The sequence below is a fragment of the Mycobacterium sp. WUMAC-067 genome (genome assembly GCF_020217485.1).
GTDB lineage: Bacteria > Actinomycetota > Actinomycetes > Mycobacteriales > Mycobacteriaceae > Mycobacterium.
Map to the genome: position 1 here is coordinate 38,481 of NZ_JAEKMI010000022.1, position 21,952 is coordinate 60,432.

Sequence of the window (21,952 nt, forward strand, 5' to 3'; positions counted from 1 at the left end):
CATACTCCCTGCAGATTATGCAGCATCATCAGGCAGGCTTTGGCGGAATCGCAGTCCCGCTGCCCCGGTTGATTACCGCGTAATTGGTGACGCGGCGCGCGGGCCGTCATCGTCAAGGGGCGCGAGTCAACACTTCGCGGGACAGGTTCAGCGTCGCGATGGGATAGCACCCGTTGCCGTCGCGCCCGTCGCGCGCGAGCCGCATGGGCGGGTAGTTCACGGTATGGGACGCGCCGGGCTTGTGCTGTTGCCAATCGACCGAGGCGCACAAGGTGTAGTGCGCGGGTGCCAAACCCGCCAGGTCGACGTGAACGGACTCCGTGGACGACGCCGGGATCGGCTCCTTGCGGGAGCCGTCACCGGACGGGCTTTGGACCAGGCTTTTCAGCGCCACGGTCGCGGGAAACGTGCGGACCACGGCGCCCGAGAAATCGACCAGCCGGTAGCCGGGGACCCAGTTTTCCGTCGCGGCGGCCGCGCCGTAATTGGTCCACGTGACAGCCAGTGTCGCCTTCCCGTCCTTCACCGATTGCGATTCCTGCCGCGCCTCGACCGAATACCGGTATCCGGCGACGACGTTCGCCTGCGCCCACAGCAAGTACAGCGCCGGATCCATCGGCGTGGCCGAATCCACGGCCGGGAAGTTGAAGCTCGATGTCATCGAAACGTGGTACTTGACGACGTCCTGCAGGCCCTTTTCGTAGTAGGTCCGCGGATCGGTCCCCCCGGGCAGCTGGCACCACTCGGTGATCATCGGCGCCGACGCCAGCCGGTTCCTCAGTGCGCCGACCAGCGGATCTTTCGACTGCACATAGTGGGAACCGTCCCTTTCGGCCCACGCGGGCAACGGGTCCTGGACGCCCAGGCAATCCGCGCGGATGCCCACCGGCGCGGAGAGCTTCTTGGTGACATCGTCGGCGATCAGCTGGCGCACAATCTCCGGGTTCAACGCCGTCGTCACCAATTGCGTGTGGGGAAAGGCGTTTACCGTCGACGCAACCAACTGCCGAACGGACCCGGCGGTGATGTTCTGGTCACGAAACTGGCTGTAATACCCCAGCTTCGCGACGCTCTCATCGGGTGCCGGACCCGGCGCGCCGAGTGTGTCACGCAGATAGGAGATGTGGTTCTCGCTGAAATCGCCGTAACCAGAGAACTCAAAGACGCTCAGCCGCTCGTCGCCGTCGTAACGACGGCCCAACGCGGCCAACAGCTGGCCGAACGCGTTCAGGTAGGCGGGATCGTTCCAGTTCGGGACGACCTGGGTCACGCCGGGCATCCACCAATAGCGTTGTGGACCGGAGTAGTTGGTGGCCGCGGGGCGCATCCAGTCGGGCATCGCGATGTTGGTGTTGTTCGGATAGACGGTGTCGCAACAGGAGTTGTAGGCGACCACGCGAAGGGTCAGGCGCATGTTTCGACTGGCCAATTTCGTCAGCGCGTCGTCGATCACGCTGAAATCGAATTTGCGATCGTCAGGAGCGTCGGGCGGCAGTGTGCTCGGATCGGTGGGCTGCAACTGGCGCCAGGGGACTCGCAGGCTGGCGTCGTACGACGCGGGCCACGCCGGGTAGCGCCGCTGTGCCGGATTGCCCTGCGGGAACAGCGGTTGCAGGAGATCTTCGTACTGGCCGCGCAGTGGGTTCGGCACGTCTTGCACGGACAGCGGAATGGCCGGACTGCTGATCAAGGTGAGCGGATCGAGGTCGCTGCGGCCATCACATCCGTCGAGCACCAACGTCACGCACACGGCGGCGACAAGGAGAATTTTCCTAATTGTCCGGACCATAATTGGTTGTGCTAAACCGTGCCCGACAAATGCATCTATTGCTACCTCTCTGGCGGTTGCGATTCGCTACGTTGCGCGGGATATCAAGGGTGACAACAGGCTACAGTCCGGGCCCACGCCGTATAGCTGAATTCGGGGCGCGCACCCAAAAGCTCGTCGACTTCGAGGGCGCTTTAAGCATTGCGGAGGCCCGCGTCGACTAAGCTGGGGCTCCGCATCGGACAGGAGAACAGCAGATGGCTGTCGCACGCTCGGCCAAAAGTTGGTTCGCGCCGGCGGCAAAAACACTTGCACCGCGCCTGTTCTGGCGGCGGAAATTTCGAATTCTGCACCGCCTGGGGCAATCCCGCGCGGACGTCGCGCTGGTGGCGTCGTTGTGCGATCCGGACCTGATCTCCCTGGACATCGGAGCGGACCTCGGCGAATTCACGATTGCGATGGTGGCGTCGTCGCGATCGGTGATCGCGTTCGAGCCGCGGCCGGCGCAGGCCCGCGATCTGGCCGCGATGTTCGACGCCGTCGGGGCCCCGGTCCGGGTGGAGGCGGTGGCGCTGTCGGACAAACCCGGCAGGATCGCCATGCGGGTGGTCGAATCCGAGCCGGGCCGAAGCACAATCGACACCAGCAATCAACTCGCCGACGTCGACGGCGACGAAATTCGCAGCATCGACGTGCCGGTCAAGCGCCTCGACGACTTGCATCTCGACGACGTCGGCCTGGTCAAGATCGACGTCGAAGGCCACGAACTCGCAGTATTGCAGGGCGCCACACAGACGCTCGCCCGCAATCGACCCGCGATTGTGGTGGAAGCCGAGGAGCGCCATCATCCCAACGCCGTCGCCGACATCACGGCGTTGCTGACCGGACTCGGTTACGCGGGTTACTTCGAACTCGGTGGCGATCGGCGGCCCATCGCCGAGTTCGACCCGGCCCGGCACCAGGACCCGGCCAACGTCGGCAGCCGGGAGGACGGCTGGGCCGGCCACGGCACCTACGTCAACAACTTCGCCTTCCTGCCCACCCAAGGCTGAGCGGCCACCGCGATCCGCGCCGCTACGTCGAGCCCAGCGACGACGACTCGCGATCGGCGAGAAACGGCATCGGCATCCAGCGCGCGGACAGCAGCGCTTCCATCGCGTCGCCGGGCAGGGGACGCGACAACAGGAAGCCTTGCGCGCGATGGCACCCGTGTTGCATCAAAGTCAATGCGGCAGCGGGGGTCTCGACGCCCTCGGCGACCACTTCCAGGCCGAACGCCTCGGCGAGCCCGATGATGGCGCGGACGATCGCCAGATCGCCGGCGTCGGTGCCGACGTCACGCACGAACCCGGCGTCGATCTTGAGCATATCGACCGGCAGGGACTTCAGGTGGGACAGGACGGCATAGCCGGTGCCGAAGTCGTCGATGGCGATCTGCACGCCCACGTCCTTGAGCTCCGCCAAGGTCTTTCGCGTGGTTTCGATGTCGTGCACCACGGCGCGCTCGGTGATCTCCAGGCACACCGAACCGGCATCGATGCCGAACTCGCCGATCGTGTCCGCGACGCTTTCCACGAAGCCACGACTGATCAGCTGGATGGGCGACACATTGATGCGCAGCGTGGCGCCGTGCCCGACGCCGTTGGCGCGCCACCGGCTCAACTCGGCGCAGGCGTTGCGCATCACCCACCCGCCCAACTCCGCGGCGAGGTTGGTCGATTCGGCCACACCGATGAACGAATCGGGCAGCAGCAGCCCCCAGATCGGGTGCCGCCAGCGCACCAACGCCTCCGCACCCACGATGGCTCCGGTCCACAGGTCGACCTCGGGCAGGTAATGCAGCAGCAGACCTTCGCTTCCGATGTCGCCCTGCAGGTGCAGCTCGATGTCGTTGCGGAAGGCGCGCTTGAGCGACATGTCGTCGGTGGACACCGCCGTCTGGTTGCCGCCGGCACGCTTGGCCGTCAGCACGGCCTCGTCCGCTCGACGGAGCAGATCGGTCCAGTTGTCCGACCCCGGCGTGCCCACCGCGAGCCCGATGCTGACGGTCCGGCTGATAACGTGGCCGCCGATGGTCAGCCGGTCGCACAGCATCGTCGACAGGCGACGCGCGAACGCCTCGGCGGCTTCCGACGACATCGGCTCATCGGGGATGACCACGAACTCGTCACCACCGAGCCGGGCGATCATGCTCGGCGTTCCCGCACACTCCTCGATGCGCTGCGCGAAGACCCTGATGTACCAGTCACCCGCGGCGTGGCCGAGGTAGTCGTTGATCGGCTTGAGCCGGTCGAGGTCGAGGTAGAAGACCGCGACGGGCCCGGGGCTTCCCGCCGCGAGGCGTCCGGACAGGTGCGCGACCAGCGCCCGGCGGTTGTACACCCCGGTCAGATCGTCGTGCTCGGCGAGATAGCGGAGCCGCTCTTCGGCCGCGATGCGGGCTTGGAGCTGCGCAAACAGCGCGGCTACCGCCTCGAGGGTGTTGATCTCCTCCTGCTTCCACTTGCGGGCGCCGAGCTTGACGAAGCCGAGCACACCGGTGCAGGCGTCGCCGGACACCAGCGGGGCGGCGGCCACCGACGGCGACGCGGGCGCCGTGGCCCGGCTCAGCGCGCGGCGCACCCACCCGTCGGGCCGTTCCGGGGGCGTCACCACCGGCTGCCGGTCGCGCTCACACTGGGCGAGCACCGACTCGAGGCCGTCCCATTGCAGGGCGGCCATCAGATCCGGATCCGGGCCGTCGGTTCGGCGCGGCCATTCGGCGACCACCGCCGACGTCGCGGCTTCGTTGTCGTGGTGGCGCAGGAAGCTGGCGTCCACGTCGAACTGCTCGACGAGCTGCGCGAGTACCTTTTCGCTGACCGAGGTCGCGGTGGGTGCCGTGGCCTCCATCAGCGCGGTGGCGACGGAGGTGACCACCAGGTTCAGGCTGCGCGGCACGGACTCCTCCGATACGGGGCACTATCCCGTCTGGGTCCCGACGTCGAAATATGTCCGAGAACGGTATCACGCAGGACCGCGCCCATCCGGGGTTACGAAAAGCACGCAGCGAGCGAAAGGTCGCTACTGACCGTTTGCCGTGGCCGAGTCACTCGGGATGTCAAGCGTGGCAATCGGGTACAGCCCCGAACCGTCTCGGCCGTCCCGGGCCAGGGCCATGGGTGCGTAGTTGACGACGTGCGAGGCGCCCGGTTTGTGTTGTCGCCATTCGACGGAGGCCCGCAGCGTGTAGTGACCGGGCGCCAGGCCCGTGACGTCGACGTGCACCGACTCGCTCGACGATTCGGGAACCGGTTCCTCACGCGACTGACTGGTCTCGTCGTGGACCAGCTTCGCCAGATTCACCGTCGCCGGCAGGCTGCGAACCACCGCCCCGGAGAAGTCCACCAGTTTGTAACCGGGCTCCCAGTGCTCGGTGGCCGCCGCCGAGCCGTAATTGGTCCACGCCACCGAGATCGTCGCCACCTTGCCCTGGATCGACTGCGATCCCGGCTGCGCCTCGACCGAGTACCGGTAGCCCGCTGAGGTATTGGCCTTACCCCACAGCAGAAACAGCTTGGGATCCATCGCCGAGGCCGCATCGCGGTCGGGGAAGTCGGCGCTCGAGGTCATCGACACGTGATACCTGATGACGTCGTGCAGCCCCTTCTCGTAGTACGACCGGGGGTCCGCACCGATCGGCAACCGGCACCACTGGCTGATCACCAGCGCCGAGGTGAGCCGCTGCTTGATCGCGTTGACGACGGCGTCGTTGGAGCGCACGTAATGCGAGTCGCTGGCGTCGGCCCATTCCGGCAACGGCGCCTGCGCACCGAGGCAATCCGCGCGGATGCCGACGGGCGCCGCCAGTTTCTTGGTGACGTCGTCGGCGAACAATTCGCGGACGATCTCCGGATTCTGGGGGGCCACCACCAATTGCGTGTGCGGGAACGCATTCGTGTTCGCCGCGACCAACTGCGCGATGGAGGCCTTGGTGATGCTCTGGTCGCGGAATTGGCTGTAATAGCCCAGCTTTGCCGCGCTGTCGTTCGGTTCGGGTCCCGGCGCGCTCAGCGAATCGCGCAGATACGCGACCTGGTTCTCGCCGAAGTCGCCGTATCCGGAGAACTCGAACACGCTGAGGCGCTCGTCGCCGTCATAGCGACGGCCGAGGGCGGCCAGCAGTTGACTGACCCCGTTGAGGTAGTCGGGGTCGTTGAAATTCGGCACCACCTGCGTGACTCCCGGGGCCGAGCCCTTCGCCGGCGCGGGATAGCTGGCGGCGAACGGGCGCACCCAGTCCGGGATCGCGATGTTGGTGTTGTCGGAATAGCTGTCGTTGCAACAGGACTTGTAGACATACACGCCGAGGGTCAGCCGCATGTTCCGGGCCCCGAGCTTGTTCAGCGCGTCGTCGATCGCGCTGAAATCGAACTTGCGGTCGTCGGGCGCGTCGGGGGGCAGTGTGCGCGGATCGACGGGCTGCAGCTGCCGCCACGAGACACGCAGGCTGGCGTCGTAGGACGCGGGCCAGGAGGAGTATCGCTGCTGCGCCGAATTTCCTTGTGGGAAAAGCGGATTCAGCATTTCCTCGTACTGTCCGCGCAGCGGGTTCGGAATCTCCTGCGCGGTGGGCGGGATGGCCGGACTGACCATCGCGGACAGCGGCCCGGGGTCGCTTTTGCCGCCGCATCCGCTCAACGCCAGCGCCGCGCACACGACAGCGGCAAGCGCGCTTGTCCTCCATGAGCACAACATCGTCACCGCGTCAGATCACACCCGACGAAACGCTCAACGACACAGGCACGCGGCCGCTCGCAGAGATGGTCGTCGTCAAGGTTGCTTCTCCCCAATACACACCGATGCGCATGCACGTGGCCCGATATTTCGTGGGTTGTCTGGTGCGTGTATCCGACCCGGGGGCGGGCCGCGAATTGGCGTAGCGCAGCGTATCACGCGCGTTCCGGCGCCGCTCCGCCGCAGCTCAGCGGGGGTGCGCTCCTGAGACGGCCCCTTCCGTCCGCCCGTGTGCAGTGAGACCGGTCACAATAGCGGTGCCGCTGTCACGCTCGGCCGGTCTGCGGTGTCTCAAGGGCACAGGTCCTCACGAATAGGAGACAGCCATGACCGAGGTGGCCCCTCAAAGAACTCATGTCGTCGTCGTCGGCGGCGGATACGCCGGAACGCTGGCCGCTAACCGTCTGCGCCAGCGCCCGGACATCGACGTCACGCTGGTGAACCCCCGGCCGGTCTTCGTCGAGCGCATCCGGTTGCACCAGCTGGTCGCCGACACCGGCACCGCGACCGCCGATTACGCGACGCTGCTCGGCGACGGGGTTGAGCTGATCGTCGACACGGTCGACGGCATCGACGCGCCGGGCCGGCGCCTGCTGCTGGGCTCGGGCTTCGAGGTCGACTACGACTACCTGATCTACGCCGTCGGCAGCACCGGCGCGACGCCGTCGATGGTGCCGGGCTTCGCCGAGTTCGCTCATTCGGTCGCCGACCTGGAAAGCGCGCAGCGACTGCACTACGCGCTCACGGATCTGCCGCTGCCCGCGCCCGTCACCGTGGTCGGCGGCGGGCTGACGGGCATCGAGATGGCCTCCGAGCTCGCCGAGCAACGACGCCCGGTCACCCTGGTCTGCGGCCCCGTTCTCGGCCCGTCGCTGAGCAAGCGGGGCCGTCGCTCGGTGGCCAAGCGGCTGCGACGCCTCGGTGTCACCGTGCTGGAATCCGTCGCCGTGGCCGAGGTGCGCTGGGATGAGGCGGTGCTCAGCGACGGCGCCGTGCTGCCCAGCGCTGCCACCGTGTGGACGGCCGGATTCACCGTGCCCGATCTGGCCACACGCAGCGGGCTGCGCACCGACCCGATGGGCCGGCTGCTCACCGACGAAACGCTGACCAGCATCGACGACGACCGCATCGTCGCCGCCGGTGACGCCGCCGCGCCGTCGGGTCAGCCGCTGCGGATGAGCTGCCAGGCCGCCGGGCCGATGGGCGCCCAGGCCGCCGACACCGTGCTCAGTCGCATCGCCGGGGACACGCCCGCGGCGCTGAGCCAGGCGTTCGTCGGGCAATGCATCAGCCTGGGCCGCACGCACGCCACCTTCCAGCTGGCGCGCACCGACGACACCCCGGTGAACATGTATCTCGGTGGCCGGGCGGCGGCGTCGCTCAAGGAGACGATCTGCAGGGCCACGTTGTGGACGATCCGGCGCGAGGCCGCCAAACCCGGTTCGTACTTCTGGCTCAAGGGCGGCAAGCGGCCCGCGCAGTCACCGGCCGACGAGCGGATCGCGCTGCGATGACCTCAGCGGGCCGCTCGTCGCCCGACGAGCACGCCGAACGGTTCACCCTGCTGCGGCCACTGCTGTTCACCATCGCCTACGAGATGCTGGGCTCGGCGACCGAGGCCGACGACGTGCTGCAGGACAGCTATCTGCGGTGGTCGGCCGTCGACTTGGCGACGGTGCGCGACACCAAGTCCTACCTGGCCCAGCTGGTCACCCGGCAGGCGCTCAACGCGCTGCGGGCGGACGCCCGGCGGCGCGAGGAGTATGTGGGTCCGTGGCTGCCCGAGCCGCTGCTGCTCGACGAGCAGGATCCGTCCACCGATGTCGTTCTCGCAGAGTCGATTTCGATGGCGATGCTGGTCCTGCTGGAGACGCTGAGCCCCGACGAGCGGGCCGTGTTCGTGCTGCGCGAGGTGTTCGGCTTCGAGTACGGCGAGATCGCCCAGGCGGTCGGCAAACCGGCCCCCACCGTGCGACAGGTGGCGCACCGGGCCCGTGCACACGTGCGGGCCCGGCGCAGACGATTCGAGGCGGCGGACCCGGAACGCAACGCCGAGATCACCGCGCAGTTCCTGGCCACGGCGGCCAGCGGCGACGTCGAGACGCTGATGACGATGCTGGCCCCGGACGCCACCTGGACGGCCGACAGCGGTGGCGTGGTGAGCGCGGCCCGCCGGCCGGTGATCGGCGCCGAGAAGGTGGCCCGGGCGATCGCCGGCCTGATGCGCCGGGCCACGGAGATGCCCACCCTGCGCGTGGACACGGTGACCTGCAACAGCGCCCCGGCGGTGCTGCTCTACCTCGGCGAGCAGCTCGAAGGCGTGATCACGCTGGAGATCGCCGACGGCAAGATCACCAACTTCTACGTCATGCGCAACCCGCGCAAACTGGCGGCGCTGGCCACCGCTCGCGACATCAGCCGCGGGTGAGCGGCAGACTGGGGCGGTGCGCATCGACCGGCTCGGCGATCTCGGCGCCGCACCCCAGGTGCTGCGCGCCGTCGGTGACGCCACGACCCGGTTGGGTCTGCCGCCGCCGGCGGCGCTGACCGGCGAGTGGTTCGGTGCCCTGGCGGTGATCGCGCCGAGCGTGTCGGTGGGGCCGGTGGGCGTCGACGACGTGTTCGCCGTCGAGGTCTCGCGGACGCCGGAGCCGCGCGCGGTGGGCGGCGGGTGGATCGGTTACCTGTCGTATCCCGACCCCGGTGCCGACGCGCATCCGAACCGCATCCCCGAGGCCGCGGGCGGCTGGACGGACTGCGTGCTGCGGCGCGACCGCGACGGGCACTGGTGGTACGAAAGCCTGTCCGGCGCGCCGATGCCGGGTTGGCTCGCCACCGCACTGGCCGCCCCGGCGGCACCGGCGCGGCAGTGCCGGATCGAGTGGGGCGTCGCCGACCGGTCCGCGCACCGCGACGGGGTGCTCGCCTGCCTGGAGGCCATCCGCGCCGGCGAGGTCTACCAGGCGTGCGTGTGCACCCAATTCACCGGCACGGTCACCGGTTCTTCGCTCGACTTCTTCATCGACGGCGTCGCCCGCACCTCCCCGGCCCGGGCGGCCTACATCGCGGCCCCCTGGGGCGCGGTGGCGTCGCTGTCGCCGGAGCTTTTCCTGCGGCGGCGCGGGACGGCCGTCACCTCCAGCCCCATCAAGGGCACCTTGCCGCTGGACGCCTGGCCGTCGGCGCTGCGCGCGTCGGCCAAAGAGGTGGCCGAAAACATCATGATCGTCGACCTGGTCCGCAACGATCTCGGCCGCGTGGCGATCGTCGGTTCGGTGACCGTACCCGAGCTGTTGGTGGTGCGCCGCGCACCGGGCGTGTGGCACCTGGTGTCCACGGTGGCGGCCCAGGTTCCGGTCGAGTTGCCGACGTCGGCGCTGCTGGACGCCACCTTTCCGCCGGCGTCGGTCACCGGGACACCCAAACACCGTGCCCGCCAACTGCTCTCACAGTGGGAGCCGCACCGTCGCGGAATCTATTGCGGCACAATCGGGTTGGCTTCACCGGTCGCCGGCTGCGAACTCAACGTCGCGATCCGCACCGTCGAATTCGATGCCGCGGGCGGGGCGGTGCTGGGTGTCGGCGGCGGGATCACCGCCGATTCCGACCCCGACGCCGAGTGGGCCGAATGCCTGCACAAGGCGTCGCCCATCGTCGGGCTGCCATCGATCGCGGCCGCCGCCCCGGCGGGCTTGTCCTGATGGCGGCGGCCCGCCGCTAATCCTGATGGCCGCGGCGAGACTGCAGGACCGCGTCGTAAAGCTGACGGGACCGCACCCCGGGATGCGCGGCCGCCACCTCACCGCAGGCGTCCTTGACCCGGGCACCGCCCGCGACCATCTCCTCGACCTCGGCGACCAGCGACGGCAGGTCGGCGCGCGGCGTCGCACCGGCCAGCACGACGGTGATCTCGCCGAGCACACCGTCGGCCGCCCACGCCGCCAGTTCGTCGAGCGATCCGCGCACCACTTCCTCGTGCACCTTGGTCAGTTCCCGGCACACCGCGGCCCGGCGTGCGCCGCCGAGCCGTTCGACCGCGTCCTGCAGACAACCGGACAACCGGCGCGGTGACTCGAAGAACACGCAGGTGCGGCGCTCGTCGGCCAGCGAATCCAGCCAGGTTCGCCGCGCCGCCTTCTTCCGCGGCGCGAACCCCTCGAAGCAGAACTTCTCCGCCGGTAGGCCGGATAGGGCCAGCGCGGTCGTCACCGCCGAGGGCCCCGGTAAGCAGTGCACCGGCAGGCCGGCCTCCACGCACGCCGTCACCAGCCGGAACCCGGGGTCGTTGATGACGGGCATCCCGGCGTCGCTGACCACCAGCACGGTCGCGCCCGCGGTGATCGCTTCGAGCAGCGACTCCACCCGCGTCGCCTCGATCCGGTCGAACATGCTGATCACCCGGCCGGTGATCGTCACCTCGAGGGCGTGGGCCAACGTCCGGACCCTGCGGGTGTCCTCGGCGGCCACCACGTCGGCTCTGGCCAGCGCGTCCAGGAGGCGGGGCGAGGCGTCCGAGGGCTGGCCCAAGGGGGTCGCGCCCAGCAACAGGCGGCCGGTGGTCATGGTCGACAGCCTACGATCGACACCGATGACTGCCCCGCCCCGCGAATCCCCCTTGACCATCGAGGGCGCCGAGAAGCAGCGCGTGGTCCCCGTCGTCAGCCCGGGCCCGCGGGTTCCGGTGGCCGATTTCGGGCCGACCGATCACGTCCGCGGCTGGGTGGCGACCGGCGTGATCACCGTGGCGGCCGCGGTGACCCGCTTCCTGAACCTGGGCTCGCCCACCGATGCCGGCACGCCGGTCTTCGACGAAAAGCATTACGCCCCGCAGGCCTGGCAGGCGCTGCACAACCACGGGGTGGAGGACAATCCGGGGTTCGGTCTGGTGGTCCACCCGCCGGTGGGCAAGCAGCTCATCGCGATCGGTGAGGCGATCTTCGGCTACAGCGGCATCGGCTGGCGGTTCACCGGCGCGTTGCTCGGCGTGGTCATGGTGGCGCTGGTGATGCGGATCGTCCGACGGATCAGCCGGTCGACGCTGATCGGCGCGATCGCCGGCGTGCTGGTCATCTGCGACGGCGTCAGCTTCGTCGCCTCGCGGACCGCGCTGCTCGACGGCATCCTCACGTTCTTCGTGGTCGCCGCGTTCGGCGCGTTGATCGTCGACCGCGACCAGGTGCGGCAACGAATGCACGTCGCGCTGGTGCAGGGCCGCATCGCCGACACGGCATGGGGCCCGCGGCTGGGTGTGCGGTGGTGGCGCTTCGGCGCCGGGATCCTGCTCGGATTGGCTTGCGGCACAAAGTGGTCGGGCCTGTACTTCGTGGTGTTTTTCGGCGCGATGTCGCTGGCGTTCGACGTGGCCGCGCGGCGCCAGTACCAGGTGGACCGGCCCTGGCTGGGGACCCTGCGGCGCGACCTCATCCCCACCGGCTACGCGCTGGGCCTCATCCCGGTGTTGGTGTACCTGGCCAGCTACGCGCCGTGGTTCGCCTCCGAGACCGCCATCGATCGGCACGAGGTGGGCCAGACGATCGGCCCGCATTCGCTGATCCCGCTGCCCGACGCGATCCGATCGCTGTGGCATTACTCCGCCAAGGCTTTCCAATTCCACCAGAGCTTGACGAATTCGGCCGGCAACTACCACCCGTGGGAGTCGAAACCGTGGAGCTGGCCGATGTCGTTGCGGCCGGTGCTCTACGCGATCGACGAGCAGAACGTGCCCGGGTGCGGCGCCCAGTCCTGCGTCAAGGCCGAGATGCTGGTGGGCACGCCCGCGATGTGGTGGCTGGCGGTACCGGTGTTGATCTTCGCGCTGTGGCGGATGCTGGTGCGCCGCGATTGGCGTTACGCCGCTGTGCTGGTTGGCTATTGCGCGGGGTGGCTGCCGTGGTTCGCCGACATCGATCGGCAGATGTACTTCTTCTACGCGGCGACCATGGCGCCGTTCCTGGTGATGGCCATCGCGCTGATTTGCGGCGACATCCTCTACACCCCGGGAGCCCCCGCCCGGGGCCCCGGCGTCAACTCGGAACGACGCTCGCTGGGGCTGATCGCCGTCTGCGCCTATGTGGCCTTGGTGGTGACGAACTTCGCCTGGCTGTTCCCGGTGCTCACCGGTATGCCGATTTCGCAACAGACGTGGAACATGGAGATCTGGCTGCCCAGCTGGCGCTGATACCTTTGCCCCGAGACTGCAACCAGCGACGGGGTCACTCGGGAAATGCGTTGCCAGTTACAGTTTCGCGGCGTTATGAAATTGCGTCGCGCGCGACGGGGCACGACATGCAGCGGGGGCCGCCGCGGCCGGTGCCCAATTCGGATCCCGCGATGGTCAGCACTTCGATGCCGGCGTCCTGCAGGCGAATGTTGGTCTGCGCGTTGCGTTCGTAGGCGACGACGACGCCGGGCGCCAGCGCCAGCGTGTTGTTGCCGTCGTCCCACTGCTCGCGCTCGGCGATGACGGGATCGAGCCCGGTGTCGATGACCCGCAGCTTGTCGATCTCCATCGCCTTGGCGGCGCCCTCCAGGAAGGGGACCTCGTCGCTGATGGCGACGCCGTCGGGGGTGCGCTGGATGGTGAACGCCGACAGCGTGTCGACGATGTTGGCGTACATCACCACCGTGTCGGTGTCGACCATCGTGCACACCGTGTCCAGATGCATCTGCGCGCGCCGCTGCGCGATCGGCACCGCGAGCACCGTGTGCGCGAGGTCGTCGTCAAACAGGCTGCGGGCCAACGCTTCCGCACCGGCGGGCGTGGTGCGCTCCCCCACCCCCACCGCGACCACACCGGGCGCAAGCAGCAGCACGTCGCCGCCCTCAACCGGTGCGGTGCGCGACTCGTAGGCGCGCCGCACCCCGGTGAACCGCGGGTGATGGGCATAGATGAGATCGGTCAACGACGCCTCACGGACCCGGGCCGGCAGCGCCAGTGTCGGGATCACCACCCGCGGGCCGATCCAGATCGACGAGTCGCGGGTGAACACCAGGTTGGGCAGCGGGCCGATGACGAAATCGCCCCCGTGGTGCATGCGCAGCACCAACGACACGTCGGTGCGGGTGTCCGCGGGCAACTCGTTGAACGTCATGCCGGCCATCAGGACCTGAGCCAGCCGGGCCGGCTCCAGTCCCCGCAGGTACGCCGAAAGCTCTTGCGCCAGAGGCACTCCGAGCCGACGCGCGTCCACGGCGGCCGCGACGCCCTGCATCCGCGCGGCCCCGCTGTGCGTCAGCGCCTCGGTGAGCAGCTCCGACAGCATCAGCACTTCGACCCCCCGGGAACGCAGCACCTCGACGAACTGGTCGTGCTCGTCCTGCGCGCGGGCCACCCACGGGAGGCCGTCGAAAAGCAGCTGGTCGACGTTGCGCGGATTGAGCCGGAGCAACTCGGCGCCCGGCCGGTGCACGATGACGGTGCGCAGCGCGCCGACCTCGGATTTGGTACCCAGCTCCACCACACCCACGCCTCAACCGTAGCGGCGGCGCGGGCCGGACGGGCCCCTCACACGCCCGTCGCGCGCCCCGGCGCCATCGAACGGATGTGCGATAAACTCGGTCGCGTGGAGGTTGCGGTTCAAGGCTCCCTGTTCCAGCACACCGAGCGCAGGCAGCTCGGCGACGGCGCGTTCATCGAGATCCGCGCCGGCTGGCTGACGGACGCGGACGACCTGCTCGACGCCCTGGTGTCGACCGTGCCGTGGCGCGAGGAACGCCGCCAGATGTACGACCGGGTGGTCGACGTGCCGCGACTGGTGAGCTTTCACGACCTGACCGTCGATGACCCGCCGCACCCGATGTTGGCCCGGCTGCGGCGGCGGCTCAACGACATCTACGCCGGCGAACTCGGTGAGCCGTTCACCACGGTGGGATTGTGCTGTTATCGCGACGGCTCCGACAGCGTGGCCTGGCATGGCGACACGATTGGCCGCAGCAGTTCCGAGGACACCATGGTGGCGATCGTCAGCCTCGGCGCCACCCGCGCGTTCGCGATGCGGCGCCGCGGCGGCGGCCCGTCGCTGCGGCTGCCGCAGGCGCACGGGGATCTGCTGGTGATGGGCGGGTCATGCCAACGCACCTGGGAGCACGCCGTGCCCAAGACGGCGGCAGCCGTCGGTCCTCGGGTGAGCATCCAATTTCGGCCGCGCGGCGTGCGCTGAAAACGTCCCCGCCGTCAGGTGCGCACCGCCGCGACAGCTTTGACGAGCAGGTCGCGGGCGCGTTGGGTGTCGACCGGGGCGACGGGCTGATCGGGAATCACCAGCGGGTTGGCGATGACGATCACCTGGTAGTCGCCGAATGAGGCCGAATAGTCGTACAGCTCGCCGGTGCGTGGACCCCCGGGTGTCAGCGCCTGCATGACGCGATGCACGCCCAGCGTGCGGGTGCTGTCGATCTGCGGCGCCTCGACCACCTGGACGCCGCCGCGCATCTGCGGGCCGGCGAAGGTCACCTTGGCGCAGTCCTTTCCGGGATCGTTGACGGGCAAGGCTTTTGAGGTCTCCAGCGCGATCACCACGAACCGGTTGCCGTGGCCCTCGGCGGTGACCGCGGACATGTTGCCCTGCAGGTCCGCCGGCATGTCCGGCCCCGCCGCCACTTTCGCGCAGTTCGCGGGATCGAATGTCAACCCGTCGGGCAGCTTCCGGCCGGCCAGCAGCTTGGGATCGATTCCCCGTTCGCTGATGTCGCTGACCTTGAAATCGGGCCCGAAGCTGGACTTCACGTCGACGACCTTGCTGATGTCGACCTTCGCCGCGTGGGTGGCCGATGAGCAGCCGGCCAGGACGCCGACGGCCGCGACCGCGAGCAACATCTTGGACATCGTGGCCAATCTACCCAAGCGGGGAGTTCAGCTGCGCAACGTGGACACGGTTTTGGCGAGCAGATCCGCGGCGAATTGCGGTGGCAGTACCGGAAGCGCTGAACCTGGGTCGGTGGTCAGCGTGGTGAACGCGTAGAAGTTGCCCAGATACGCGGTGAATGTGAAGACGCGAGAATCTATTTCGGTGCCCGACTCGACCGATGACTTGACATCGGCGACCATGCCGACGGTTGGGACGCCCTCGATGGACGGCGCGTCGGTGAGGTGGACATGCACCACGGTGTTCCCGGCGGTCTCCGACCATTGGGCACACGCGGTGACCAGGTCCTCCGGAAAATCCACCGGCCCCGGCAAAGCCACCACCACCGCGTTGACGATGCCGCCGCTCCCCGAGCCCGACACGCCCTGCGCCGATTGGTCGCGCCCGTTCCCGGGGTCGGCCAGCGCCCCACATTTGGCAGGCTTGGAGTGTAGGCCGTCGCCGAGGCTCCAGAGCACCCTCGGCGAGGCGCCGCTGGGGATTCCGGTGCTCACCTCGTAACCGGGCGGCAGGTCGCGAACGATCCGTTTGATGTTGGCGGGGTTGACGGCGGCGGCGTTGCTCGGCGGCGATTTCGCCGGAACGGCCGGCGGTTTGGGCGCGGGTTGATGAGCGCACCCGGCGACCGCCAACGTGAACGCGGTAGTCACCACCGGGCCAATCCCGAACGCCCGCATGAGGAGTTGATAGCACACGACACCGCCATGGCGTCTCCCCCACGCCAGTGCCGGGCCGTTCGATAACTTCCGTGATTCGGAAGCCACCTCATGGTCCGGAGACCGACCGCGGATAGAGCACTACGCGTGCGCCGGTCTCAGCCGACCGCCTCGATCACCTGCCGGGCCACGCGCTTGATCTGCTCGGCCTCGTCCTGGCTGAACGGCAGGTGACGCGGGTGCGGCACGTCGATCACGGTGGTGACCACGCCGATGTCTTCGCGCTGCCAGACGGCGCCGTAGCGGTCCATGATCGCGCGCATCGGACCATTATCGGAAAGCATTCGCGCGGAAAACCTTTCGATGCCGTCAACATCGGCGGCGATCGACAGTGCGCTGATCAAATAGGTGCCGATGCCGCGACCCTGATAGGCATCGGCGACGGTGAAGGCGATCTCGGCGACCGTCGGGTCGTTTTCGTCGCGCACGAAGCGCGCGTCGGCCACCGGGTCGCTGCCGTCGGTGACCACCCACACGAAGTGATCGACGTAGTCGACCTCCGACAGGTAGTGCATCAGCGCCGGGGTGGGAAGACGCGGGGTCATGAAGCGCCGATACAGCGTGTCGCCGGAGAAGTAGATGTGTCCGTGCACGGTGCGCTCGCTGTCGCCGGGGAGCACCGGGCGCAGCAACAGGAGCGTGCCGTCACGAACTCGGATCGGGATCGGCGTGATGAACGCGGCGAGCCGCTGGCGCACGGTGCGCAGCAGTCGGGGCGTGATGCCCGGGATGTGCACCATGCTGGCGAAGGACCTGGTGTCACCGACCCAGCCGGTCAGCGGTTCGGCGGCGGTCACCGTCGCGGTGCGGGGGATGTCGCGCAGCAGGGCGATCTCGCCGACGATCATGCCCGGGGACGCATGCTCGACGATCACCACGCCGTCGTCGCCGACGTGTTTGATCTCGGCGGTGCCCGAGGAGATCAGCAGGAACGAGACGGCTTGCTCCCCCTGCCGCATCAGCACCTCGCCGGCCGCGGCGCGCAGGGGCTGTAGGCGGCCCGCTAACGGTGCAAGGTCTTCGGCGGGACATCCCTTGAAGATGTCCATCGTCGCCAGTTCGTCCACCCGGGCGCCGGTCAGTCCGGCCACCGCTACGGACCGCCGCCCGCAGCATCGCGACACCGCTCTGCGCGTCGCGATGGTGCCATGACCTGTCCCGCCTGCTTGCCGTCGTCTGGTGCGCCAGGCCCGAGACTCCTGGACACGCTCGGATGTTGCCAGGTTATGAGCAGGTTGCGGCCGCGGCAAGGATCCGCGGCGTGTTCATGATCGAACTAAAGCGCAGCTTGGGCGTCCAAGATCAGCCCGACGGCGGCGGCGAGGTCGTCGACCACGATGTCGGCGTCGGGAGACGCCTCGCCGCCGCAGCGAAGCAGGATGGTCGCCGTTCCCGCCGCCCTGCCCGCCCTCATGTCCATGTCGCTGTCGCCGATCATCACCGACGCGGTCAGGTCGATGGCGTGCTCGGCCGCCGCGCGTAACAGCATGCCGGTGCCGGGCTTGCGGCAGTCGCAACTGTTCGCCGCGTGCGGGCAATGGTAGGCGGCATCGATCCGGGCGCCTTGATCCGCGAGCAGTTCTTGCAAGCGCTGCTGCACATCGGCGAAATGCGTTGGATCGGAGGCGGGTTCGGAAAGCCACCGCTGGTTGGTCACCAGCACAATCCGCAGCCCCGCGGCGTTCAGCGCGGCCAGCGCCGTGGCCGCCCCCGGCAACAGCACCAACTCGGCCGGTGATCGGATGTACTCGCCCTCGGCGGCCTTGACGTTGATGGTGCCGTCCCGGTCCAAGAAGACGGTGCGCACGTTGCGCAGGTCGGGTGCGGCCATCGTCGATGTCAGGAGGGTCCGGGAAACAGTGCCGCTTCGACCATTTCGCAAATCGAGTGGCCCAGGTGCAGGCAAGCCTCCTGAATCCGCGCGGTGTCCTCGCTGGGAACCCGGATGCACAATTCGGCGACGTCGGCGACTTTGCCGCCGCTTGCGCCGGTGAGGGTGACGGTCGTCATCCCCGCCTGGCCGGCGACCTCGAGCGCGCGAACGACGTTGGGAGAGTTGCCCGACGTGGTCAGCCCGACGACGACGTCCCCGGGGCGCCCGGTGGCGAGGACCTGGCGGGCGAACACCTCGTCGTAGGAGTAGTCGTTGCCGATCGCCGTGATCGCGGCGGTGGCATCGGGCAGGCTGATCGCGGCCAGGCCCGGGCGGTCAAAGGCAAAGCGGCCCATGAGTTCTGCCGCCAGGTGCCCGGCGTCTTGCGCGGACCCTCCGTTGCCGAAGAAGATCACCTTTCCCCCGGCGCGCAGCGAGCCGATGATCGCTCGCGCGACCTCGACGGTCTGCGCGGCGACATCGCCCTGCTGCATCTGCTGCTTGACCGCGATGGTCTCGGCCAAGCGCTGCTGCACCAGCTGCACGCTCGGCGCGACGACGTCCGACCCGGTCATGCCAGCCATGTGGTCAAACCCTTGCTCTCGAAGGCGAATTCGGTGATGCCGGCCCCGGCGCCCTCGAGCGCTTCGATGAGACGGTGCTTTTTGGCGAAGTCACAGAACAGCAGGATGTATCCCCCGCCGCCGGCCCCGGTGAGCTTGCCGCCCAGCGCACCGTTTTTCAGGGCCAGCTCGTAGAGATCGTCGATGCGCTCGTTGGTGATGTAGGGCGACATGCGTTTCTTGTGGCTCCACGCCTCGCCGAGCAGAGCACCGAAATCGTTCAGCTTGCCCGTCAGCAGCGCCGCCTTCATCGCGACCGCCAAATCCTTCTGGGCCCGCAGCCCCGCCAGGGTGTCGTCCGAACCCGTTGTGGCGCGCCGGGTTTGGTCCTCGATCACCCGCGCGGAGTCCCGCGTGATGCCCGTGTAGCACAGCAGCAGGCTGAGCTCGAGTTCGAAGGCCGTCTCGTCGCGGATCCGCAGCGGATTGACGATCACCCGGTCGGTGAACTCGATGAAGTTGAACCCACCGAAGGTCGCGGCGTACATGTCCTGCATCCCGCCCGCGATGCCCAGGTCGTCGCGTTCGATGGCGCACGCCAGCTGGGCCGTCTCGTATTCGCCCATGGGCACCCGGTAGTGCTCGGCGAGCAGGCCGGTGAGTGCCACCATCATCGTCGACGACGAGCCCAGCCCCGAGCCCGGCGGGGCGCTGGAACGCAGTACCAGGTCGTAGCCGTCCGTGCCGTCACGGCCGAACCTGCGCACCGCAGCCATGATCAGATCGAGGCTGCCGTCGTAGAGAATCTCGCTGTCGAGCGTCATCTCGTGCGTGGTCTTGAAGTCCACCGACTCGATGCTGACCCGGCGATCGGTGCGCGGGGCGAGCGATCCCTGCGCATAGCGATCGATCGTCGCCGACAGCACGCAACCGCCTTCGGTCGTCGGGAACGGCGGCACGTCGGTGCCGCCGCCGGCGAACGAGATCCGCAGCGGCGCGCGTGCGCGGATTCGTGGACGTGTCATGGGGATTCTCTGTCGAGCGGATCGCTCAGCTGCGAGACCACGCGTGCCACGTGCCAACCCCATCGTTCTGCGTCCGGAAGCGCCGCCAGACTAACAGGCTGACCAGCACGATTATCGGGTTTTCGCCCGACTGCCCCGGGCCCGGTTCAGGCGATCTGCTGACTGGGTTGCAGCACGAAATCGACGACGACGGCGGCCATGTCGTCGATCGCGCTGCGCGCGATGACCTCGTAGCCGTGAGTGCTCAGCGTGGGTAGGCACAGCAGGCCGGCGCGCGCGGCCTGCCCGGTGGCCTTGGCGTGCGACGCGTCGGATTCGAATGCGCCCAGCGCGGCCGGCTGTGGGGACATGCCGTGGTCGGTGGCGATTTTCAGCAGCCGGTCGGCGACCTCCTTGTCGTAAATGCACAACGCGTCGCTGTAGCCGATGATCGGGCCGCCGGTGACGGTGGTGTTGTATTCGACTTCGGTGGGGCCGACTTCCAGGGCGAGCGTGAGGTGGCCGGGCAGGGTGGCGCTGGCGTAGGTGCCCCCCACCCCGCCGATCTCCTCGCTGGTGGTGAAGACCAGGTAGACGTCGTCGGCGGGGCGTTGGTCGCGCTCGCGCAACAGGCGGGCGGCGTTCAGCAGCGCGGTCACCGCGGCGCGGTCGTCCAGGAAGTAGGCGCCGACGTAGTCTCCGATCTCGACCACGGATCTCTTGCTGCGGTCAACGCACACGCGGGTGCCGGCGTGCACTCCCGCCTCGGCCAACTCCTCGGTGCTGCGGCCGGTGAACACGTACACGTGATGCCAGTCCAGCGCGCGGTCGCCCTTGTCGGGCTTGGTCTCCCAGATCCGCGAGCTTTCCTGCGTGGTGTGCTCGGAGCCGAGAGCCAGTACGGCGGTGAGGGTTTCGTTGTCGCCGAGCACCGCGACCGGGCCGAGCCCGAAGTTGCCCGGGTACATCGTGCCCAGCTGAGTCAAATGCAGCGTGCCGTCGGATTCCACGCGCTTGACGATCATCGACAGCTCGTCCATGTGCGCCATCACCCGGGTCGCGGTGCCCGGGATGGCCTCGGTCCGCTGGCGGTGGTCGGGAGCCCCGGCGTCGCCGGCCGACGCGTCGGCGGCGATGTATCCGATCAGGTTTCCGGCGTCGTCGGTCCACATGTCGTCGACGAGGGGTTGCAGCTCGCGGGCGATGACCGCGCGCACCTCGTCCTCCTGACCGCACGGCCCGTAGGTCCACAGGAGTTCTTGCAGCAACTCGTCGGTTGAGTCGCGGTCGGGGTGCGCCATGAGATCCTCTCCGTCATTGGGTTCAGAGGATCAGTACCCGCGATAGCCTGCGGCTATCGCGACGGATGCGAAACCGCCGTCAGGCGAGCGCGATGCCGAGTTCTTCGGCGAACACGTTGCATCCGCCCGTGTTCACCGCTATTTGCCGTCAGGCCTTCCCTGCGTCACCCCATCGGGCGATCACCTGACCGGCGAAGTCAAGCAACTCCTCAAGGGTGGGGAACATGGCGAAAGCATCCACGACCGCCTCGTCGGCACCCGACTTGGCGAGGCGTTCGAGCCTGTCGGCGACAGCGTCAACGGACGTGCCCGGTTCGAGGTTGATCCGCATGGCCGTCTTCAACGCGTCCGGGTCGCGGCCGGCGTCTTCTGCCGCACCCCGCGCAATCGACCACAGGTGGTCGGTGACCTCGTCCTGCAGCCCCTCGACCCCGAGCCAGCCGGTGCCGCTGCGGCCGACCCGGCGCATCGCGGCCTCGCTGGCGCCGCCGATCCAGATGGGCGGACCACCGGCCTGGACCGGGCGCAGGTCGGCATGGACCGGCGGCAGCGAGAAAAACTCGCTGTCCCAGGACACCGGGGTGGTCGTCCACCACTCGTGCAGAAACGCCAGCAGGTCATCGAGCATCCGGCCGCGTCGGCTCCAGTCCGCGCCGCGGGCGATGTCGTGTTCGTCCTTCATCCACCCGACTCCCACGCCAACGTCAAGGCGGCCGTCGCTGAGCACGTCGAGCGTGGTCAGCAGCCGGGCCAGGTGCACCGGCTCGTAGTAGAACGTGCTGAGCGTGCTGGAGTTCAGCCGCACCCGGCTGGTCGCCGCCGCGGCCACCGTCCACAGCAGCACCGGATCGAGGTACCGGGTCATCTGCGGCGGGTACGGCTGCTCTTTGCCCGGATAGGTGCTGTGCATAGCAACCGGCGTGACCAGGCGATCGCCGACCCACAGCGTGTCGTAGCCGAGGTCCTCGAGTCCGCGGCAGAACGCGCTCAGACCAGCGGCGCCGCTGACGGCGGACCCGACTATGGGAAGTGCGAAACCTAGCTTCATCGCGAATCCTTTCGGTGATCGATCAACCATTATTTGGGC

19 protein-coding genes are annotated in these 21,952 nt (G+C 68.4%); 6 read left to right on the plus strand and 13 right to left on the minus strand.

Annotation, left to right across the window (positions count from 1 at the left end):
• Nucleotides 1-112: 112 nt before the first annotated feature.
• A complete protein-coding gene (locus JF781_RS16665) occupies nucleotides 113-1,789 on the minus strand; it encodes a hypothetical protein (RefSeq protein ID WP_225328033.1) in 1,677 nt (558 codons plus the stop codon).
• Nucleotides 1,790-2,025: 236 nt separating this feature from the next.
• On the opposite strand from JF781_RS16665, the gene JF781_RS16670 reads away from it, so the two are divergent.
• Entirely contained in the window at nucleotides 2,026-2,820 is a 795-nt protein-coding gene (locus JF781_RS16670) for an FkbM family methyltransferase (protein WP_225328032.1), read from the plus strand.
• 22 nt (nucleotides 2,821-2,842) lie between these two features.
• On the opposite strand, the gene JF781_RS16675 is transcribed toward JF781_RS16670, so the two are convergent.
• Complete coding sequence (locus JF781_RS16675; RefSeq protein WP_225328031.1) at nucleotides 2,843-4,708, minus strand: bifunctional diguanylate cyclase/phosphodiesterase; 1,866 nt, start codon at nucleotides 4,706-4,708, stop codon at nucleotides 2,843-2,845.
• A gap of 123 nt (nucleotides 4,709-4,831) precedes the next feature.
• Complete coding sequence (locus tag JF781_RS16680; protein WP_225328070.1) at nucleotides 4,832-6,505, minus strand: hypothetical protein; 1,674 nt, start codon at nucleotides 6,503-6,505, stop codon at nucleotides 4,832-4,834.
• 365 nt (nucleotides 6,506-6,870) lie between these two features.
• Between JF781_RS16680 and JF781_RS16685 the strand changes: the two genes are divergently transcribed.
• From JF781_RS16685 to JF781_RS16695, 3 genes are read left to right on the plus strand one after another with little or no spacing between them, the layout of a single operon-like run.
• Entirely contained in the window at nucleotides 6,871-8,058 is a 1,188-nt protein-coding gene (locus JF781_RS16685; protein ID WP_225328030.1) for an NAD(P)/FAD-dependent oxidoreductase, read from the plus strand.
• Nucleotides 8,055-8,972 carry an RNA polymerase sigma-70 factor gene (locus JF781_RS16690; protein WP_225328029.1) on the plus strand — a complete coding sequence of 306 codons (918 nt, stop codon included), beginning with the start codon at nucleotides 8,055-8,057 and terminating at the stop codon, nucleotides 8,970-8,972. Before JF781_RS16685 ends, JF781_RS16690 begins: the two co-directional genes overlap by 4 nt.
• 16 nt (nucleotides 8,973-8,988) lie before the next feature.
• Nucleotides 8,989-10,245, plus strand: a complete 1,257-nt coding sequence (locus tag JF781_RS16695; RefSeq protein ID WP_225328028.1) for an aminodeoxychorismate synthase component I — start codon at nucleotides 8,989-8,991, stop codon at nucleotides 10,243-10,245.
• A gap of 16 nt (nucleotides 10,246-10,261) precedes the next feature.
• Here JF781_RS16695 and rsmI read toward each other — a convergent pair whose 3' ends face one another.
• Nucleotides 10,262-11,107, minus strand: a complete 846-nt coding sequence (rsmI, locus tag JF781_RS16700; RefSeq protein WP_225328027.1) for a 16S rRNA (cytidine(1402)-2'-O)-methyltransferase — start codon at nucleotides 11,105-11,107, stop codon at nucleotides 10,262-10,264.
• An 82-nt stretch (nucleotides 11,108-11,189) separates the two neighbouring features.
• Between rsmI and JF781_RS16705 the strand changes: the two genes are divergently transcribed.
• The gene (locus JF781_RS16705) at nucleotides 11,190-12,722 is read left to right on the plus strand and encodes a dolichyl-phosphate-mannose--protein mannosyltransferase (RefSeq protein WP_225328069.1); all 1,533 of its coding nucleotides are present in this window, start codon (nucleotides 11,190-11,192) and stop codon (nucleotides 12,720-12,722) included.
• Between the two features lie 73 nt (nucleotides 12,723-12,795).
• Here JF781_RS16705 and arcA read toward each other — a convergent pair whose 3' ends face one another.
• Nucleotides 12,796-14,010: an arginine deiminase gene (gene arcA, locus JF781_RS16710; RefSeq protein ID WP_225328026.1), complete on the minus strand. Its 1,215-nt coding sequence runs from the start codon at nucleotides 14,008-14,010 to the stop codon at nucleotides 12,796-12,798.
• A gap of 96 nt (nucleotides 14,011-14,106) precedes the next feature.
• Here arcA and JF781_RS16715 point away from each other — a divergent pair, with 96 nt between their 5' ends.
• Nucleotides 14,107-14,703 (plus strand): alpha-ketoglutarate-dependent dioxygenase AlkB, encoded by a 597-nt coding sequence (locus JF781_RS16715; RefSeq protein ID WP_225328025.1) that lies wholly within the window; start codon nucleotides 14,107-14,109, stop codon nucleotides 14,701-14,703.
• 14 nt (nucleotides 14,704-14,717) lie between these two features.
• Here JF781_RS16715 and JF781_RS16720 read toward each other — a convergent pair whose 3' ends face one another.
• The 8 genes from JF781_RS16720 to JF781_RS16755 form a co-directional block, all read right to left on the minus strand.
• Nucleotides 14,718-15,368: a DUF5642 family protein gene (locus tag JF781_RS16720; RefSeq protein WP_225328024.1), complete on the minus strand. Its 651-nt coding sequence runs from the start codon at nucleotides 15,366-15,368 to the stop codon at nucleotides 14,718-14,720.
• A 27-nt stretch (nucleotides 15,369-15,395) separates the two neighbouring features.
• Nucleotides 15,396-16,085 (minus strand): DUF5642 family protein, encoded by a 690-nt coding sequence (locus JF781_RS16725; RefSeq protein ID WP_225328023.1) that lies wholly within the window; start codon nucleotides 16,083-16,085, stop codon nucleotides 15,396-15,398.
• Between the two features lie 137 nt (nucleotides 16,086-16,222).
• Nucleotides 16,223-17,173 (minus strand): GNAT family N-acetyltransferase, encoded by a 951-nt coding sequence (locus tag JF781_RS16730; protein ID WP_225328068.1) that lies wholly within the window; start codon nucleotides 17,171-17,173, stop codon nucleotides 16,223-16,225.
• 227 nt (nucleotides 17,174-17,400) lie between these two features.
• The gene (locus JF781_RS16735; protein ID WP_255641975.1) at nucleotides 17,401-17,955 is read right to left on the minus strand and encodes an HAD-IIIA family hydrolase; all 555 of its coding nucleotides are present in this window, start codon (nucleotides 17,953-17,955) and stop codon (nucleotides 17,401-17,403) included.
• An 8-nt stretch (nucleotides 17,956-17,963) separates the two neighbouring features.
• Nucleotides 17,964-18,581 (minus strand): SIS domain-containing protein, encoded by a 618-nt coding sequence (locus JF781_RS16740; protein WP_225328022.1) that lies wholly within the window; start codon nucleotides 18,579-18,581, stop codon nucleotides 17,964-17,966.
• Entirely contained in the window at nucleotides 18,569-19,585 is a 1,017-nt protein-coding gene (locus tag JF781_RS16745; RefSeq protein ID WP_225328021.1) for a GHMP kinase, read from the minus strand. The genes JF781_RS16740 and JF781_RS16745 overlap by 13 nt, the downstream gene beginning before the upstream one ends.
• A gap of 146 nt (nucleotides 19,586-19,731) precedes the next feature.
• Nucleotides 19,732-20,865 (minus strand): M42 family metallopeptidase, encoded by a 1,134-nt coding sequence (locus tag JF781_RS16750; protein WP_225328020.1) that lies wholly within the window; start codon nucleotides 20,863-20,865, stop codon nucleotides 19,732-19,734.
• Nucleotides 20,866-21,013: 148 nt separating this feature from the next.
• Nucleotides 21,014-21,913, minus strand: coding sequence for a TIGR03619 family F420-dependent LLM class oxidoreductase (locus tag JF781_RS16755; protein WP_225328019.1), 900 nt, complete (start codon nucleotides 21,911-21,913; stop codon nucleotides 21,014-21,016).
• Nucleotides 21,914-21,952 lie beyond the last annotated feature (39 nt).